The organism is Siminovitchia sp. FSL W7-1587 (genome assembly GCF_037963795.1).
Taxonomy (GTDB): Bacteria; Bacillota; Bacilli; order Bacillales; family Bacillaceae_C; genus Siminovitchia; species Siminovitchia thermophila.
In genome coordinates, this window is sequence record NZ_CP150169.1 from 509,218 (window position 1) to 527,174 (window position 17,957).

The following is a 17,957-nucleotide window of genomic DNA, read 5'->3' on the forward strand; positions in this document are numbered from 1 at the left end:
TTAGTATTATAAAACACAATGGATCAAATTTCAATGGTTATCATGAGGTTTTTTTATTTTTTTATTCATTTTTCTTGTTTCCGGGTCAAACAGACTATAAACAACCGGAATAACAAATAAAGTAAGGAAGGTACTGCTGACGAGTCCCCCGATGACCGCTACCCCCATTGGCTGGTTCATTTCTGTTCCTTCACCGATTCCAAGTGCAAGCGGAACAAGCCCCAAAATGGTCGTTAATGCTGTCATCAAAATAGGACGAGCCCTGTCTTTTACAGAAATGACAAGCGCATCGTAGCTTGACATTCCGTCCCTTTTTCGTTGATTTATATAGTCAACGATCACAATGGCATTATTTACGACGATTCCCGCCAATATAATGATACCAATCAATGCTGGTATGCTGAGCGGCATTTGCGCCAAAAATAGCGCAATCATTACACCGATCGCCATAAGTGGCACTGTAAACATGATGACAAACGGATATTTGAATGATTCGAATTGGGCAGCCATGACAATATAGACAAGGATAATGGCCAGGATAAACGCCATCATCATGTCACTGATCGAGTCTTCAAGCAGCTCTGACTCCCCGCTGTATGTGATTTCTGTTCCGTCTTCCAAGTTAAGGTCGGCTATTTTCTCATTAACTCTTTTCGTGATATCTCCTAAATTGGTATCCGTACTGTATTTTACTGTAAATTCCACAGAGTTTTGCTGGTTGATTCGCTGGATTTCAACCGGCCCTTCACCTACTTTGACTGTTGCCACATCTTTTAATTCCGTATAGGTTCCGTCCGGCTTTTTAATCAATACCGTTTTCAGCTTATCGAGATTTCTTGTTACTTGTTCATCGTATTGAACGAAAACCCCATATACATCGGAGTTTTCACCAATTATTTGCGCTGCCTGCACACCGCGTGTTACATCGTTGATGATGGTTGCGATTTGTGCTGGAGCTAGTCCGGCTTCAAACGCTTTTTCCCTGTCGATCGTCATTTGGACTTCCTCAACTTTTTCCGCGGTGCTCGTCATGAGGGATGTCACATGATCCAACTGGCCAAGCGCTTTATAAATTTTATCGGTATTTTTATCTAAACGCTCTTTATCCGTATCGCTCACATTAAATGTCAAGGTTTGTGCTTCCATGCCGGAAGCAGTGTCTACTTGAAACGTAAGTTTCGTTCCTTTTTTTGCCTTCTCCACCTCTTTTTCCAATTCCGACTTAAGATCTTCAACATAATGAAACAGTGATATGTCTCTATCCTCTAGAGATTGCATCTTTACATAAATCTCTGCCGTATTTGCTTTCGAACTGCCTTGGAAGGAGGCTTCCTGAGTAGAACCAATCAAGCTGACATACGTATTGACGGCCTTATCATCTTTTAAGCGGTCCTCAATCAATTTGACAACTTTCTCCGTTTCAGACAAAGCGGCGCCATTTTCCAGCTCCACATTCATGCTGAAAAATCCTTCATCCGTTGGAGGTAAAAACTGCATACCTACTGTTGATATTCCAGCGGCTCCTCCAACAAAGAGCAGTAGAGAGACGAGCAAGACGACGAAGCGGTGCCTTAAGGACCAGCGAATGGAACGGTCCAGCCATCTAAACGTCTTGGACCTGCGTCGCCTTGCCTCATGATTGGCTGGCGGCTTTTTCAACACCCTGCTGGCAAGCATCGGAACAACAGTCAAGGCGACGAATAGTGATGCAAAAAGGCTAAATGAAATGGTTAGAGCGAATTCTTTAAACAATTGACCTAAAAGACCACTGATAAATACAACGGGCAGGAACACGGCAACCGTGGTTAAAGTGGAAGCCGTAATGGCACCTGCGATCTCTTTGGCACCTTCTCTCGCGGCAGTTTTCGGATCTTTTCCCATCGAAAGATGCCGATAAATATTTTCAATGACAACAATGGCATTATCAACAAGCATACCGATGCCAAGCGCAAGCCCACCGAGAGTCATAATATTCAATGCGAAATCCGAAAAATAGATTAAAACAAACGTCACGATAACGGAATAAGGGATCGCAATGCCAATAATGAGTGGACTTTTTACACTTCGTAAGAATAAAAACAATACGAGCATTGCCAGCGCTCCCCCGATGATGAGGGAAGAAGAAATGTTTCCGATAGCAATCCTAATATAATCCCCTTGGTCAAAAAGAATATCTGCTTCAATGTCTTTAAATTGGTCTTTTTGAAGCAATGTTTTTAATTCTTTTTGAAAATCCTTTGAGACGCTTGCTGTATTCGCATCTGATTCCTGCAAAACACTGACTAGAACAGACGGCAATTCATTTGTCCGTGTAATTGTTTTTTCCTCTTGCTTCTGCAGGTTCACAGTGGCCACGTCACGTATCTGAATTTTTTCGCCGCTTGCCGGATTGATTGTAACGGAAAGGTTTTCGATATCTTTAGGAGATTGAAGGCTGCTAATAATGCGTGTTGTCAATTCCTTTCCATCCGTTAACACAGTTTCGCCGGGCATTGACACATTGCTCGCTTGAACCACATTCACAATATCCGACTGGGAGAGCCCATAGTCTCTCAGTTTGTTTTGGTCAAGCGTGATCCGGATTTCTTCAGTTAGCGTTCCGGACACATTCACGCTCGCTACGCCTTTCACTCTTTTCAGTTCCGTTGTTAATTGATCGGCAAGCCTTTTTAAGGAGTCCTCATCCGTATTGGATTTTAGTGAAAGCTGAATGACCGGAAATTGCGATGGATCAAACTTTAATAATCTCGGTTTTTCCGCATCGGCAGGAACCGGAGTCTGATCAATTCTTTGCAGTATATCGTTTTGAACATCATCAATCGAAGTGGACCATGAAAACTCCAACAAAACCAAGTTAGATCCATCCTCGGAAAATGATTGTATATTTTTAATGCCCGGTAGTGTGGATAAGTTTGCTTCCAGCGGTTTAGTAATCTTTTCAACCACTTCCTCCGGACTTGCCCCCTCATAAGACGTCACTACAACGGCAATGGGGGGATTAATATCTGGTATTAATTTCAGCGGAATTTTTAGAAGTGAGACGATTCCGAGTATAACAACGAGAAACATTGTAACGATTGTAAAAACCGGTCTTCTAATCGAAAAATGGCTCAGGTTCACAAAAAGTACTCCTTTCGGTATGTCTAAACACATTCCATTATATCAATGTATCCTCCAAGTTCATAAACATAAAACATAGTAGTTTTAAACATATTTTCTCACACAAACAAAACAAGACGCCCAAAGGCGTCTGGTCGCTGCCATCCAACCTTGCCGGTCCAAATGGAATCAGGGATTGTCCGATAAGTAATATTGCTGCTTGAAAATTTCAAAAAAACCCAAGAATGCTGTATATTCAACTTTCTTGGGTGTTACCTTTTAGTGCAATACTAGACAGCCTCTTTTTGGTGGGACATTTTTATCTTATGAACGAAGTCTTTCGAGGAGTTGGGAGAATTCGACGAATGCTTTTCTCCAACAGCGCTTGGGGACTTTGGCATTCGCAAACGACTTTCGCTTCGCTTTTCAACATGTTCGCCAGTGCATTTTCCCAACATAAAAAGCACCCACCGAATCGCTCAGTGAATGCCTGGGATTATTACTTTACATCTTTTACCGAATGATCCGATGCCGTCACTTTAAGCACGGCTATCCGGTTGCGGTTCGTGGCAATGATGTAAATAGCGGTAAATATAATGGCCAAGGCTATGATGGACCCAAGATTAAACAACCCTTTCTGGGAGTACCATACAATGGCATAACCGATGGAGCCGGTTAACAGCGCATAATACGTAAACGGGAATAATGTTTTTCGAATAACCGTTCCCTCTTTGCCAAGCAAACCAACAACGGCGGATGCGGCTACAACATTATGGACGCAAATCATGTTTCCCGCCGCACCGCCAACAGATTGCAAAGCGACAATCCAAGTCGGATCGACGCCAATCTGTGATCCAACGTCATATTGAAAAAGGGAAAACATCATGTTGCTCACCGTATTGCTTCCTGCAATAAATGCTCCAAGTCCCCCAATAAAGGTGGCAAAAAACGGCCAGTACTCCCCGGCAAGTTCCGCAACACCGTTGGCAAGCTCTATCGGCATTCGTTCATAGCCCGCTTCTCCACCGCCGCTATTCAGAAATACTTGCACCATCGGGACAGTAAAAATGAGAGCAGTAGATGCAGCCAAAGCCGTTTTTCCGGATTGCGCCCACGACCTGTAGTAAGCGCTTCCACTCATTCCATGTAAGAAGTATGTGATGAAAGAAACGATAATGAAAATGGTACCCGGCGAATAGAGCGGCTGAAAGCTTGCTGTAATGCCCGAATCAAACATATTTTCAAATGCGATTGTCCATGACTGGGACCACTCCATAAACGGCAAGGTCTTTAATCTGGTCAAAACGAGGAAAATCCCAACTAGAATGTAAGGGGACCAGGCACGAATCATTGACATGGAGCCGCTTTTATGAGCGATGTCTTTTATAACAACTGTTCCTTTCCAATCAGAGTCCCATTTGGATTCATCTTCAAAATTCCATGTCTCTTCTTTCGGGGGCACAAACAGCCCTTTTTTGGCCGCCAATACGACAATGATCAGGCCGACCAATCCGCCCGTCATAGATGGAAACTCGGGACCAAGAACATTTGCTACGATCACGTACGGAATCGTCATGGCAAATGCAGCGAACAACGCAAACTTCCATACTTGAATTCCTTCTGAAAATGATTTGTTTTTACCAAAAAATCGTGTCATGAGCGATACAACAAATAGTGGAACGAATGTGCCGGCTATCATGTGCAAAATGGCCGTCTTGCCGCCGATCACCGTGACCAACTGCAGAAAGTCATTGCTAATGCCGGGGTCTGCCGACAGCCCTGTTTGAACCCCGACAAGCACCGGGGTTCCCACTGCCCCAAAAGTTACCGGGGTACTTTGAATCACCATGCCCGCCACAACTGCCGCCATAGCGGGGAATCCCAAACCGACAAGGAGCGGAACGGCAACAGCCGCAGGCGTTCCAAACCCGGCAGACCCCTCGATAAAAGAGCCAAATAACCAGGCAATAATGATAACCTGGATTCGCCGGTCTTCCGAAATATCCGTAAATCCTTGGCGAATTGTTTTAATGCCGCCGCTCTCTTGGAGCGTATTCAACAATAAAATGGCGCCAAAAATGATGTATAAGAGAGTAAAGGCGACAACAACGCCATTAATTGTCGCGGCCCCAACATTTGCTCCAGGAACTTGCCACACAAAAAGCGCCAATGCGGCTGCCAGAATATAAGAAATGGGCATAGCCCTGCTGGCAGGCCACCTCAACCCAACAAGAAACACACCTACAGCAAGAATAGGCAATAGAGATAAAAAAGCAAGCAAGCCTGTACTCACCAAAAAACTCCTTTCAAAGTGAATTTTTTATATGCCTTCTTCTTGTGGTGAATGTATTATGGTTATTTTTTCTGGAGTTCTTGTTTTATCTCGGCGCAACGGCCAGGGGTTGGAAACATTTTTCCCGCATTTAACAGATTATCCGGATTAAATACCCGGCGGATATTTATTTGGGCAGTTATTTCATCATCTGTAAAAACGAAGCGCATTTCTTCCTTTTTCTCGATCCCCACACCATGTTCACCTGTAATCGTGCCGCCTGCATCGGCGCATGCCTTTAAACAGGCGCTTCCCGCTTCGATCGCCTTTTCGGTTTCGCCCGGAATCCGCGAATCAAACAGGACAAGCGGATGAAGGTTCCCATCTCCCGCGTGAAAAATATTGGCGATCCTTAATCCATGCTCTTTACTGATGTGATGAATCTTTTTCAATACTTGAGGTAATTTGCTTCGTGGTATAACTCCATCCTGGACGAGGTAATCGTTCGAAATAGCCCCCATCGCTCCAAAGCCTGTTTTCCGGTTCGCCCACCATCTTTCTCTTTCTTGTTCATTTTTGGCCACCCTCACCTCCCTCACATTTCTGTTTCTGCATACTTCTAATATTTGTTCAATCTGTTCCTCGATTCCCGCGGCGATTCCATCGACTTCTATTAATAATACAGCCGCGATGTCCCGGGGATGCCCAACCGGAAAAGCGGCAGACTCCACACCTTCGATCGCGATTTTATCCATCATTTCCAATGCAGCCGGAACAATTCCTGCCGAAATAATGTCGGATACCGCCTGGCTTCCGTCTTCTATCCGGTCAAAATAGGCCAGTACCGTTTGCTTTGATTCCGGATTTTTTAATAGCCTGACTGTAATTTTTGTCACGATGCCCAGCGTTCCTTCAGACCCCGTTAACAGCCCAAGCAAATCATAGCCCGGTTCATCGGGAATGCCGTTTTTTCCAATCTCCATTATCTCTCCATTCGGTAAAACGACCTCCAATCCCAAAATATGATTGGTCGTCACCCCATATTTCAGACAATGTGCACCACCTGCATTTTCAGCAACATTGCCCCCAATCGTACAGCAATATTGACTGGATGGATCAGGAGCATAATAATAATCTTTATTTGCAACAGAACGGGTTAATTGCAAGTTAATAAAACCTGGCTCCACGACCGCTCGCCTATTTTCAAGATCAACACTTAAAAGGCGTTTCATTCTTGTCAAACTGATGATCACTTCTCCATTAAGCGGAATCGCTCCTCCGCTCAAGCCCGTGCCTGCCCCGCGCGCCAAAAACGGTAGATTGTTTTCAGCGCAATATTTGACGACTGCTGCCACTTCTTCTGTATTTTCAGGAAAAACAACCGCCTTGGGCAAAAATCTCTGAATCGTAAAACCGTCACAATCATAAGCGGCCAAATCAACTTTTTTGTATAAAATAGGATTAGGTCCCGATAAAAGAGATGCCAAGTTTTGTATATGAGGATCGGCCACTTTTATGTTTCTTGTTTTCATCATTTCACCCCCTCTTTTTCTTTTTGATAGGCTAAATCAAGCAATTGGACTGTATGAACGATCTCCTGTCGTCGCCCGTGCCTTTGGACACCGAGTGCCATTTGGAGCATGCACCCTGGATTTCCCATAGATATAATGTCCACATCGTGGGGAACATTGCTCATTTTGCTTGCCAATATCGCATCCGCCATTTCGGGATTCGTAATATTATAGATTCCCGCGCTTCCGCAGCAGCGGTCAGCATTGGGCATTTCTACGATTTCCACACCAGGAATAGCCTGCAAAATGTCCCGGGGTTCCTTCGAAATGCCTTGCCCGTGTACCAAGTGGCACGCATCATGGTACGTTACTCGCTTGTGAATTTCGGCTGTTGGTTTTTCGTATCCAATATCATGCAAATATTCCGATATATCCTTTATCTTGTTGGAAAAGACTTCCGCACGTTCTTTCCACTCCTGGTCAAAGCGGAACAACTCGGGATATTCTTTCATCATTGACCCACATCCGGCAGCATTCACCACAATCGTTTCTGTCTCTGCAAATGCTTGAATATTTTGTTTCGCCAGCTTTCTTCCCATTTCCCTATCACCGGCATGAACATGAAGCGCGCCACAGCATGTCTGATTTTTAGGAATCGTCACATCGACTCCATTTCTATTTAAGACATGAATCGTTGCCTCGTTCACATCACTGAACATGATATCCATTATGCAGCCGGTTAACAGGGCGGCTTCACCCTTTTTCTCTGTCTTTGTCTTGATCACGTCTTCATTTTTATATTTCTTTTGAACGGCCTGCTGTTCAATAACCGGCATGATCCCTTCCATTTCAACAAGATGCTTGGGCATTACACGGATCAAGCCGGTTTTTCTTACGACTGTTTGTATCCCGCTTTTTTGATACAGCTTTAACATCCCGCCAATCTTTTGCATTCGAGCGGGATATGGGAACAAGCTTTCCAAAAATAATTTACTCACAATATTTTTCCAGCCTGTTAAAGGCATGGCCTGCCGAATCTGTCCTCTTGCTTCCTCGATCAGCCCGCCCACATTGACATCTGCGGGACACGCCGTAGTACAAGCCCGGCAATCTAAACAATCAAACACTGGATGAACCAAATCCTCATTTACTTCCAGCCTGCCTTCAGCAACCGATTGAATGAGATGGACGCGCCCCCGCGGTGAATGCTGTTCCTGCCCTGTTATTTCATATGTTGGACATGACTCCAAACACATGCCACAGTGTACGCAATCTGCCCACTTATTGGGATCAGGGGGATCTTGCCAAAGATAGTTGCCCAGCCGTATTTCCTCACATGCAGGGGTTTGTTGAGCTTCCCTTTGCTTTTCTGCAGACAATTATATCCCTCCCACAAATCTGTGCCGATTTAATATTCCTTTTGGATCAACCTCTTTTTTCATCCCTTCCAGCAAGAAAAAGTAAGACGGTTTTTCTCCCCAAACTTGAATCTCCTTTCTATAAGATAACGGCAAATGTGTGATAACGGCATAGCCGCCAAGCTGTTCCGCCTTTGTTCTCATCTGGTGAATGGCCGCAACCACTTTCTCTGCCTCTCCATAAAAATTGATTTTGCAGAGCCCATGCCCCAAACCTCCATGAGCCTCGAGTTGTATGTTTTGCGAGTGTTCCAGTTTCATGGTTTCGTTGATAATCTCTACAACGTCCATGTTGACGACGCCTATTTTGACAGCCGCCTGAAAAACGTTTTGACCCTTATTTCGTTTGGAATAAAAGGAATCCCAAAATTGTTTTGTTTCCCCTTCAGACAGTATGGACAGTTCAGAGTCCGAAGGCTTCATTGCCTTGAGTATGTTTTCTTGATAAAGAACCGAACTTTCTACATCTTCAAAGCTGACAACCAAAGTTGTGCATGCATATCCTGTTAATGTAGCGGCCATTGTTGGGTTCAGCAATTCAATGGCAACAGGCTCAATCATGACATCCAAAAGCTGTGCGGCAAATCGGCGTATCTCTTTCATCTGATTAGCCGGGAAACTGATAAAAGCAACGCTTTCGCACTTTGGTAGAGGACGCAACTTAAAGGTCACTTCCGAAATAACCCCAAGAGTTCCCATTGAGCCGATAAATAACTTATTCATGTCATACCCCGCTACATTTTTCACCACTTTTCCGCCGGTGCGGATTATTTTTCCATCTGGATAAACGATTCTCATCCCGATGACAGCATCCCGCGCGGCGCCGTGTCTAAATCGTTTCGGCCCGCTGTCATTGGCGGCAATCACCCCGCCCACCGTTGCTTCTTCGGGAAAAAAAGGATCGACGGCCACTTTTTGATAATAATCGGCAAGATACTGCTGCAATTCGCCAAATACGGTTCCTGCCCTCACCGTCACGGTCATATCACCTTGAACATGTTCAACAACCCCAGTATAGGATTTTGTCGATATCAATATATCAGCTTGTTCCGTTAAACCGCCAAATCCTCTTTTCGTTCCCGCTCCCATGACAGAAACGGTTTGTTCCGATGTGTTGGCATAAGCCAAAATATCAGCCATTTCCTGCTCAGTTTTGGGGTAAATCGTCACTTTTCCTCCATTGCCAAGATGGAGTTCATCATCTTCCCCATCAAAAATGCGATCTTCAGGAATAACTGCCTTTAAATGAGAGAGAATGCTTGCTGTCGTCATTTCATCCACCCCAATCTACGAAGTGCTGTTTTCTCCATTTAATCATTAAAATTCTTTGTATTCAAGCAATTTTTAGAATATACTAAACAGTTTAACCACAAAAAAACTCACCCAAGTAAGGATGAGAAATATACATTGTTTAAAGTGAAACCATTTTTTCCAATCATTCATCATGCCTTTGCCAATTCCACCATCTTCGCGGAAATGCGATCTACAGGCATAATATGATCCACGCACCCCAGTTGAACGGCTGATTTCGGCATACCATAGACAACGCAAGTTTTTTCAGATTCGGCAATGGTTGTCGCGGCGCCTTCCTCTTTGCCTTTTTGCATCCCTTTCGCTCCATCACTGCCCATGCCGGTCATAATAATATAGTGGCGTTTTAACTTTTTCAGCTTGGAAACAGAATCAAATAAAACATCGACAGATGGGCGATGCCCATTCCGTTGCGGCTCCTTGTTCAGCACGATTCGATAGCCATTGATGGTTTGACGGACTTCCATATGATAATCTCCCGGTGCAATATAAACCGTACCACCCCGGATGATTTCATTGTTTTCAGCTTCAGTCACGGTGACATTGGAAATGTCGTTTAATCTTTTCGCCAAATAATGAGTGAATTTAGGCGGCATATGCTGAACAACCAATACCGGACAATGAAAATCAGGCGGGAGCTCAGTAATGACGGTTTCGAGCGCTTTTGGCCCGCCTGTGGATGTCCCGATGGCAAATATTTGGTTAAACGTTGTATTGACAGGACCCGGATGAAGAATGGGATCTTTTTTTATCTTTTTTGCGGGTACGAATCTACGTTTAGGCCGATCTTTCGAAAGCGGCGCCTTGGCAACCGCTTTGACTTTTGTAAGTAGTTCATCTCTTACACGAAACATATCCACAGAGATAGAGCCCGACGGTTTTTGGATAAAGTCTACAGCTCCGAGCTGCAAGGCTTTAATTGTTTCATATGCTCCCTTATCGGTAAGAGAACTTACCATAAGGGTAGGAGTAGGGAAGTTTTTCATAATTTGCTCAAGTGCTGATAGGCCATCCATTTTCGGCATCTCAATATCCATGGTTATGACGTCAGGCTTAAGTTCTTTTGTTAATTCCATTGCCTCCAGCCCGTTTTTGGCGATCCCGACCACTTCCAGCAAGGGATCTTGATTAATCAGTTCTGAAATGAGTTTACGCATAAACATGGAGTCATCAACAACAAGCACCCTGATTTTTAACACCTGAAACCTCTCCTATACTTTCATATAAAAAAACGTCTCTGTTTCCTTTAACTGATATTTTCCGGGTTGAAAAATCTGCTCGGCCCCTCCGACAAAAAGGTATCCTCCTTTATTCAGCGATCTGCTAAATTTATGAAAAAGATCGTCCTTTGCTTCATCAGTAAAGTAGATTAATACATTCCGGCAAATAATCAAATCAAAACCTCCTGGAAAAGGTTCTGACAATAAGTCTTGCTTTTTGAATTCTACCTTTCTTTTGATCTCATCCCTCACTTTGAAATGGTCACCCGCATCCTGAAAAAAAGATTTGATTTGAGCAGGAGACAGGTTTTTCAATGAGCTTTCCTCATATTCTCCACGTTTTGCTTTATCAAGGACTTTTTGATTAATATCCGTGGCCAAAACCCGAAAATCTTTTACATTGTTGAGGGAAGACAATACCATCGCCGCACTATAAGGTTCCTCCCCAGTTGAACAAGCGGCACTCCAGCAATGAATGACATCATTTTGTGACAACAGCCTGGGAATAATTTTTTTCTCCAGTATTTCCCATCTCATGGGGTTACGAAAAAATTCTGTCACGTTGATCGTCATATGATCTAAAAACTCATCAAATAGAAATTCATTATTGATCATCCCAACGAACAAATCATCGAAGGTGGAAAAGCCCTTTCTTGTTTTAAAAGCAGTCAACCTTCGCTTCATTTGATCCTCTTTATAGAGCTGCAAATCTATATTGGTCCTCTTTTTGATCTTCAGCACAAATTGCTCATAATCTTTCTCCAAATCAATCACTTTTGGCATGGTTTTACCTTCAGCTCCATCGGGATTTTATTCTTCATACAGAAGCGTTAGTTCAATAGATCCCGTATTATTGATGGACAGAGCGGTGTATAAAGCTTTCATCTCTGTTCCTGACACCTCGATAGATTGGCCTACCACTAACGTTGGAGGTGTGATATTCATGGAAAAACCCTTCTCCATAAAAATAGTCATGGCATTGCCACAAATCATATTCCCCAGTTCCAAAAGTGCGCTTTGAGCCATTTGATCCAAGTTTTCAGTCGGCATCCCCATCATTGTAGAAGAGATCTCCAGCCCAACCTGTAAAGGAATTCTAAAAATGATTTGTCCGCGGACATCACCTGTTATGCCTATCATAGCGAGTACATCTTCCGATGTTGGTGTTGCTGCTTGGCTGTTGTCCCCGGTTTCTTGACAAGACATTTGAAATTGTTCAAACACATGTGTTGATGCTTTTAAAAAAGGTTCTAAACTAATTGTATTCATAAGTTCCATCCTCACATTCATTTCTCGCTACCAAAAAAGAGTTATTGGTCCTTGTTTACTTTTCACCAATCTTTTTGATAGCTGCACTCATTCTTTGCGGATCAATTGGCTTAACGATAAAATCGGAGGCTCCTGCAATGATGGCATCTTTAACCATTGACTCCTGCCCCATAGCTGATGAAATAAGAACCTTGGCTTTGGGATCAAGTTCCCTTATTTCCTTGGTGGCGGTGATCCCGTCTTTGTTTGGCATCGTGATATCCATCGTAACCAAATCAGGATTTAATTCTTTGTACTTCTCTACCGCATCATTGCCATCAACAGCTTCTCCCACCACTTCGTGGCCAAATTCTTCCAACATCTTTCGTAAAGTCATGCGCATAAAAGCAGCATCATCCACAATTAAAATCCTCATAATTCCATTCCCCTATTCTGATTTCATGTTTATTCGTCATTAACAACCCTGGAAATACCGGCAACTTCCAGTATTAATTCAACTCTACCATCACCCAAAATGGTAGCTCCTGATATATATTTAATTTTGCCGATATATTTTCCTAATGATTTTACAACGATTTCTTGGTTGCCGTGCAGTTCATCCACCATTAAAGCGATTCTTTTTTCACCCAAACCTACAATAACAAGCGGAACCTGCCTGTTATTTCGATCTTTTCTGGGAATCTGTAATAAATCGTTCAACCATACGACAGGTAAAACTTGCTCCCTGATCACCACAATGGATTTTCCTTTTATCGTTTGGATGGAATCCAGAGGTACTCGTACAATCTCCAGGACGTTGCTCATCGGGATGATAAAGGTTCTCTCGCCTATGCCCACAATCAGCCCTGTAATAATCGCCAATGTTAACGGAAGTTTGATTTTAAAAATGGTGCCTTTCCCCAGTTTTGAGTCCAGTTCAATGATTCCATTTAAACTTTCAATGTGGTTTCGGACGATGTCCATGCCCACTCCTCTTCCGGAAACATCACTGACATTCGCAACAGTCGAGAATCCCGGGCGAAAAATTAAATGTATCGCCTCTTCATCTGTCATTGCCTCGGCTTCTTCTGTGGTGATCAGTTCTTTTTTAATGGCGGAAGCTTTTATTTTCTCGGGGTTTATTCCCGCGCCATCATCTTCCACAGTAATGACAACCTGATTTTCCTCGTGGTAGGCATTAATACGTAAAAGGCCCTTTTCAGGCTTATTGTTCTTGATTCGCTCCTCAGTGGATTCAAGTCCATGATCCACCGCATTTCGTATTAAGTGGATGAGCGGATCGCCAATCTTTTCAATAACTGTCCGGTCCAATTCTGTTTCTTGGCCTTCAATGACCAAATCTATTTCTTTGTTCAAAGAATGGGAAAGATCACGTACCATCCTCGGGAACCGGCTGAATAATTGACCTATCGGAAGCATCCGAACTTTCATCACGCTTTCCTGGAGCTCTCCGATTACCCGGCCAATGTGATCAGTTACCTGATCCAGTTCTTCAATCGCTTCTGCCCCGGAGTGTTGTCGGCCTAAATCGCTCGCCACTTGTTTGATCCTTGTTTGGTCGATCACCAATTCACCGACCAAGTTCATTAAGTGCTCCAATCGGTCTACATCCACTCGAATCGTCTGTTTCGTCTGTTTCCTCTGCTTTGCCTCATCCTGCCTTTTGCGCTTAACCGCAGGCTTTTTTTCGGCAGATCCGCTATCCGAACGAGTCTTTTTGACTGGTTTGCTTTGCGCTTCGCTCCTTGCAGTAAACGGGACTACACTTACATCTGCAACTTCGTTCATGGATTGAAGCAAGTCTTTGATGTCCTCGGCATCTTGCTGTGTAGCGATCAGGAAGTAAACATTCTGAAAGTCAGCGTCAACTTCGCTGTCCATTGCGGGGAGGGTTTGTATCATCTCTCCCCATGATTGCAACTCATTATAAATTAAAAAAGCACGAACTGATTTCATTCCGCAGTCAGGAGATATTTTTACTTCAACTTGAAAAATACGCAATCCTTTTTCCTTTAAAGCTTGAGCTTTGCGATGCGTTTCCGCGGTGAACAAAGCAGCCGTTTCTCCCTTGCCTTCAGGTTGTCCAGAAGCATTGCCACCACCGGTTCCCTGGGAAAATGATTGCACTTCCTTTATAAGCGGAGCGACATCCGTTCTTTGTTCTTCCTCAGAAACAATTTCATCTTTTAGCTGTCTTAATTGATCGAGACATTTAAACAAAAGGTCAATTAATGCTTCGCTTACATGTAAGCGATTATTCCGGACATGGTCCAATAAATGTTCCATCGCATGGGTTAATTTGGCCATGTCATCGAATCCCATCGTCGCGGAGGACCCTTTTATCGTATGGGCGGCACGGAAAAGCTTTTGGATCACTTCCTTGGATTCTCCATCTTCTTCAAGCGCCAATACTTCCTGATCCATTATTTGCAGTTGTTCGTCCACCTCATCGATAAAAACGCCCAAAAACTCGGTTAAATCGAATGTTTCCATGTTTTTCACCACCTATTGCCCAAGAAGTTCATTTAAATTTAATACAGCAACCAATTCTTCCCCTGAAGTCCCGATTCCACTAATAAAAGATTTATCAATATTACCGTGATCCCCGGACGATGGCTGTAAATCATCAAACGTTGTCACCCGGCTTACTCGGTCGACCACAATGCCTACCATTTCGCCTTCATAGCTGACGACTATAATTCTAGTATCTTTTGTGTATTTTTCTTCAGGCAAGTCAAATCGGTGTCTCAGGCTGATAACCGGAATAACGATGCCTCGCAGATTAATAACTCCTTTTATATATTCTTTGGAGTTTGGGATGACGGTAGTATCCTGCATTTTGATGATTTCTTTTATTTCATTGATTTTGATGCCATATAATTCTTCCCCAATGGCGAAAGAAATATATTTTTCCTGTTGGATCGTTTCCATCGTTTCACCCACTCTCACTCTTCTTTTACAGGCGCTTAAACATTTACTTCTTTTTACAAAATTTCGTTTTTACCTTCATGGCAAAATGTTCACAATGGCGATTGCAAGCCGCTTACTCCAACACTTTCTTTACATCTACATCACTTAGCAGTGTTTCCAAATCCAAGATTGTGATCGTTTGATCATCATGATGATAAACTCCTTTGATCCATTCACTCTGAGATGAGTGAGGGGCAGGGGCTATATACTCTTCCGGCAGAAACTTCACCTGATCCACATCATCTACCACAAACCCGCTTTCCTTGATATTGTTGTTCAAAACGATTATGCGGGTTGTTGACACTAATTCATTTTCCTTTTCCAAAAACATTCGATGCAAGCTAACAATCGGTATGACTTTTTCTCTAAAATGAATGACACCCAAAAACTCGTCTTTTGAATTGGGAACCCATTTCACAGTCCTCATTCTGGTAATTTCAAATACATCTTGAATGGAGATGGCAAAATATTTATCATTAATCGCAAAAACAACATATTGATCATTGATCGGATTCATTCAAACCTCCCCTTTCAAAAAATAAAAACAGAACCCCTACTACTTTTCAAAGGTTCTCCAAATATGTAAAGCGGCAGATTCCACAGAGGTCTTTACGACATACAGGAACATTGACATCCTCTATTCAATATTTATCTCGTGCCTGTTTACAAAACTGGATATCTCATATCATTTTTATCGACATACATGACACTTTCTTTAGAATGCAGGGAGTTTTTTTACTATTCAAACAGTTCGTTTGCACATCTCCATCCGCCCCCTTTAGGCAAACATTCCGCAAACGGCTGTTGGATTGCTGCAATGATTCCCTTAAACACGTCTAATATTTTTGGTGCTTTCATGAACTTGACGAACCCGGCAATCTCGGCAACAAACTTTTCATAGTGAAACAATTCTCAAATCATTTTAAGCCCTAAACACTTCCTTCAAACTCACTATAACGCCTTTTTAAATGAACAATGCTGGCATCCCCCGCCATCTGCCCATTATCCTTACAAAAAGAATAAAGGAAAGTTTACAAGATAATTTTAAAAATACTACATAAAATTTGATAATTCAACGGAAACATGTTATTTTTTACCTAGGCATAAAGACTCATTTTTATTGGCTTTAGAAATTAAAAAAGATCAAGCGGCGGGACGATCGCCCCGTATAGCAAAAAAATATAAAACAAATTCCTTGTAAAACTAAATAATATGATTAACATAGCCGATATAAATAATTGCAGGCAAAATATTAAACATAATAATGTGTATGATGAATCGTATTTTTCATTTCATAAAGCAAGAAGCTGGTTAAAGTGGATCAAGGAATGGGGAGGAAGCAGGATGGCATTGTTCGGTTTGGTAAAAAAAAGTGGCAAATCCGATAAAACAGTAAAAACACTCAAAAGCAGGGGAACGGGTGATATTGACATTCAGGATGCCCGTCTCATAGCCAAAATGAAGATGATCGATTTAAGTAAATCTGATTTGGATATCATCAAAAGCATTCAGCCACTAATCGAAAAGAATATTGATCTATTGGTGAATACTTTCTATGACACTATTTTAAATCTTGATCATTTAAAAGAAATGGTTCTAAAACACAGTACGGTGGATAGACTAAAAAAGACGTTAAGAAGACATATGATTGAATTGTTTGACGGCAATATTGACAAGAATTTTATCAATAAAAGACTGAAGGTAGCCAATATACATTTTAAAATAGGGCTTGAACCTTCTTGGTATATGGGGGCTTTCCAAAATATACAAAATTCACTTACCCAGATTATTTTTAAAGAAGTGCAATCCAAAGGGGAGCTTCTGAGCGTGATTGACGCGGTGCAAAAGGTATTGAGCTTTGAACAACAAATTGTGCTTGAAGCATACCATCAAGAACAAATGGAACAGTTAAGCGTTCAGTTCGAAGAAGGGAAATCCTACTTGAAAAATAAAATGACAGCTGTCAGTGAAGACCTTGTGGCACTTGCTGAGCAAAATCAGGCTTCTGTTGAAACGTTAAGCATAAGCATTGATGAAGTCAATCAAACAACGGCTGAAAGTAACGAAAAAGCCATATTGGCTAGAGACTTTGCCAGTGATGGCCAAAACAATTTAAATGAACTCCTTGAAAAGATCAACTTTATGGAAGAACTGTCAAAGGAAATGATTGAAAGTATCCATAAGCTGGGAGAGTCTTCCGAAAAAATCTCAAATGTCATATATATGGTCCAAGATATAGCCGAACAAACAAACGTCTTGGCTTTAAACTCCGCCATAGAGGCGGCAAGAGCCGGAGAACATGGCAGGGGATTTGCTGTACTTGCCCAGGAAGTGCAAAAGCTTGCTGAACAAACAAAAGATTCCATTACTCAAATACATGAATTAATCACCACTTCCAACAACCATAAAGAGCGGGTCATCGAATCTTTGGAACAGGTGGAAAACGCAGTGCAATCCGGTATTACCTCTTCAAGAGACACCTATGAATCGTTCCAAAAAATAGTCCAGTCCGTACAACAAAACAGCATTACCGCAACGGAAGTGCAAGAACAAGTAAAAGTTCTAATCAAAGTTGTAAAGGAAATTGAACATGCGACTTCGATCGTGGCCGAATCTGCCGAAGAATTGAATGAAGCAGCCATAAAGGCGTAAAATAGAGCTGACTGCTGCTTGATCATGACTATTGAAGGCAGGAACCTGAATTGCACCCCAATTGTGAGATGCGCGTCTGACAATTGGCGGTGCTTTTATTATGTCTATATGTAGAGGCAAGGCCGTATAAAACCGTTACAAAACGATCGTGCTGGAAATGAAGAAACCCATTGAGTCGGCTGAAATATGAGTGACAGGTGAATGAAAAGGATGTGGAAACTTCCATTGAATTTCA

Annotated in this window: 13 protein-coding genes; 1 reads left to right on the forward strand and 12 read right to left on the reverse strand. The window is 42.6% G+C overall.

All coding sequences use genetic code 11. The annotated features are described in order from the left end of the window. Positions 1–30: 30 nt before the first annotated feature. The 12 genes from NST31_RS02435 to NST31_RS02490 form a co-directional block, all read right to left on the reverse strand. A complete protein-coding gene (locus NST31_RS02435) occupies positions 31–3,120 on the reverse strand; it encodes an efflux RND transporter permease subunit (RefSeq protein ID WP_077109364.1) in 3,090 nt (1,029 codons plus the stop codon). A 478-nt stretch (positions 3,121–3,598) separates the two neighbouring features. Next, entirely contained in the window at positions 3,599–5,392 is a 1,794-nt protein-coding gene (locus NST31_RS02440; RefSeq protein WP_339163657.1) for an L-lactate permease, read from the reverse strand. A 62-nt stretch (positions 5,393–5,454) separates the two neighbouring features. Beyond that, entirely contained in the window at positions 5,455–6,903 is a 1,449-nt protein-coding gene (locus NST31_RS02445) for an FAD-linked oxidase C-terminal domain-containing protein (RefSeq protein WP_339165460.1), read from the reverse strand. Further along, complete coding sequence (locus NST31_RS02450; protein WP_253191819.1) at positions 6,903–8,210, reverse strand: (Fe-S)-binding protein; 1,308 nt, start codon at positions 8,208–8,210, stop codon at positions 6,903–6,905. Before NST31_RS02450 ends, NST31_RS02445 begins: the two co-directional genes overlap by 1 nt. A 51-nt stretch (positions 8,211–8,261) precedes the next feature. Further along, positions 8,262–9,572 carry an FAD-binding oxidoreductase gene (locus NST31_RS02455; protein WP_339163660.1) on the reverse strand — a complete coding sequence of 437 codons (1,311 nt, stop codon included), beginning with the start codon at positions 9,570–9,572 and terminating at the stop codon, positions 8,262–8,264. Between the two features lie 170 nt (positions 9,573–9,742). Next, positions 9,743–10,810: a chemotaxis response regulator protein-glutamate methylesterase gene (locus tag NST31_RS02460; RefSeq protein WP_339163663.1), complete on the reverse strand. Its 1,068-nt coding sequence runs from the start codon at positions 10,808–10,810 to the stop codon at positions 9,743–9,745. Positions 10,811–10,822: 12 nt separating this feature from the next. After that, complete coding sequence (locus tag NST31_RS02465) at positions 10,823–11,614, reverse strand: protein-glutamate O-methyltransferase CheR (RefSeq protein WP_077109358.1); 792 nt, start codon at positions 11,612–11,614, stop codon at positions 10,823–10,825. A gap of 27 nt (positions 11,615–11,641) precedes the next feature. Next, positions 11,642–12,100, reverse strand: coding sequence for a chemotaxis protein CheX (locus tag NST31_RS02470; protein ID WP_077109357.1), 459 nt, complete (start codon positions 12,098–12,100; stop codon positions 11,642–11,644). Positions 12,101–12,155: 55 nt separating this feature from the next. Next, positions 12,156–12,515, reverse strand: coding sequence for a response regulator (locus NST31_RS02475; protein ID WP_077109356.1), 360 nt, complete (start codon positions 12,513–12,515; stop codon positions 12,156–12,158). Between the two features lie 29 nt (positions 12,516–12,544). Beyond that, positions 12,545–14,593, reverse strand: coding sequence for a chemotaxis protein CheA (locus NST31_RS02480; protein WP_339163667.1), 2,049 nt, complete (start codon positions 14,591–14,593; stop codon positions 12,545–12,547). 12 nt (positions 14,594–14,605) lie between these two features. Beyond that, complete coding sequence (locus NST31_RS02485; protein ID WP_253191817.1) at positions 14,606–15,043, reverse strand: chemotaxis protein CheW; 438 nt, start codon at positions 15,041–15,043, stop codon at positions 14,606–14,608. Positions 15,044–15,143: 100 nt separating this feature from the next. Beyond that, positions 15,144–15,587, reverse strand: coding sequence for a chemotaxis protein CheW (locus tag NST31_RS02490; RefSeq protein WP_077109354.1), 444 nt, complete (start codon positions 15,585–15,587; stop codon positions 15,144–15,146). Positions 15,588–16,414: 827 nt separating this feature from the next. On the opposite strand from NST31_RS02490, the gene NST31_RS02495 reads away from it, so the two are divergent. Beyond that, a complete protein-coding gene (locus NST31_RS02495) occupies positions 16,415–17,722 on the forward strand; it encodes a globin-coupled sensor protein (RefSeq protein WP_077109353.1) in 1,308 nt (435 codons plus the stop codon). The last annotated feature ends 235 nt before the right edge of the window (positions 17,723–17,957 follow it).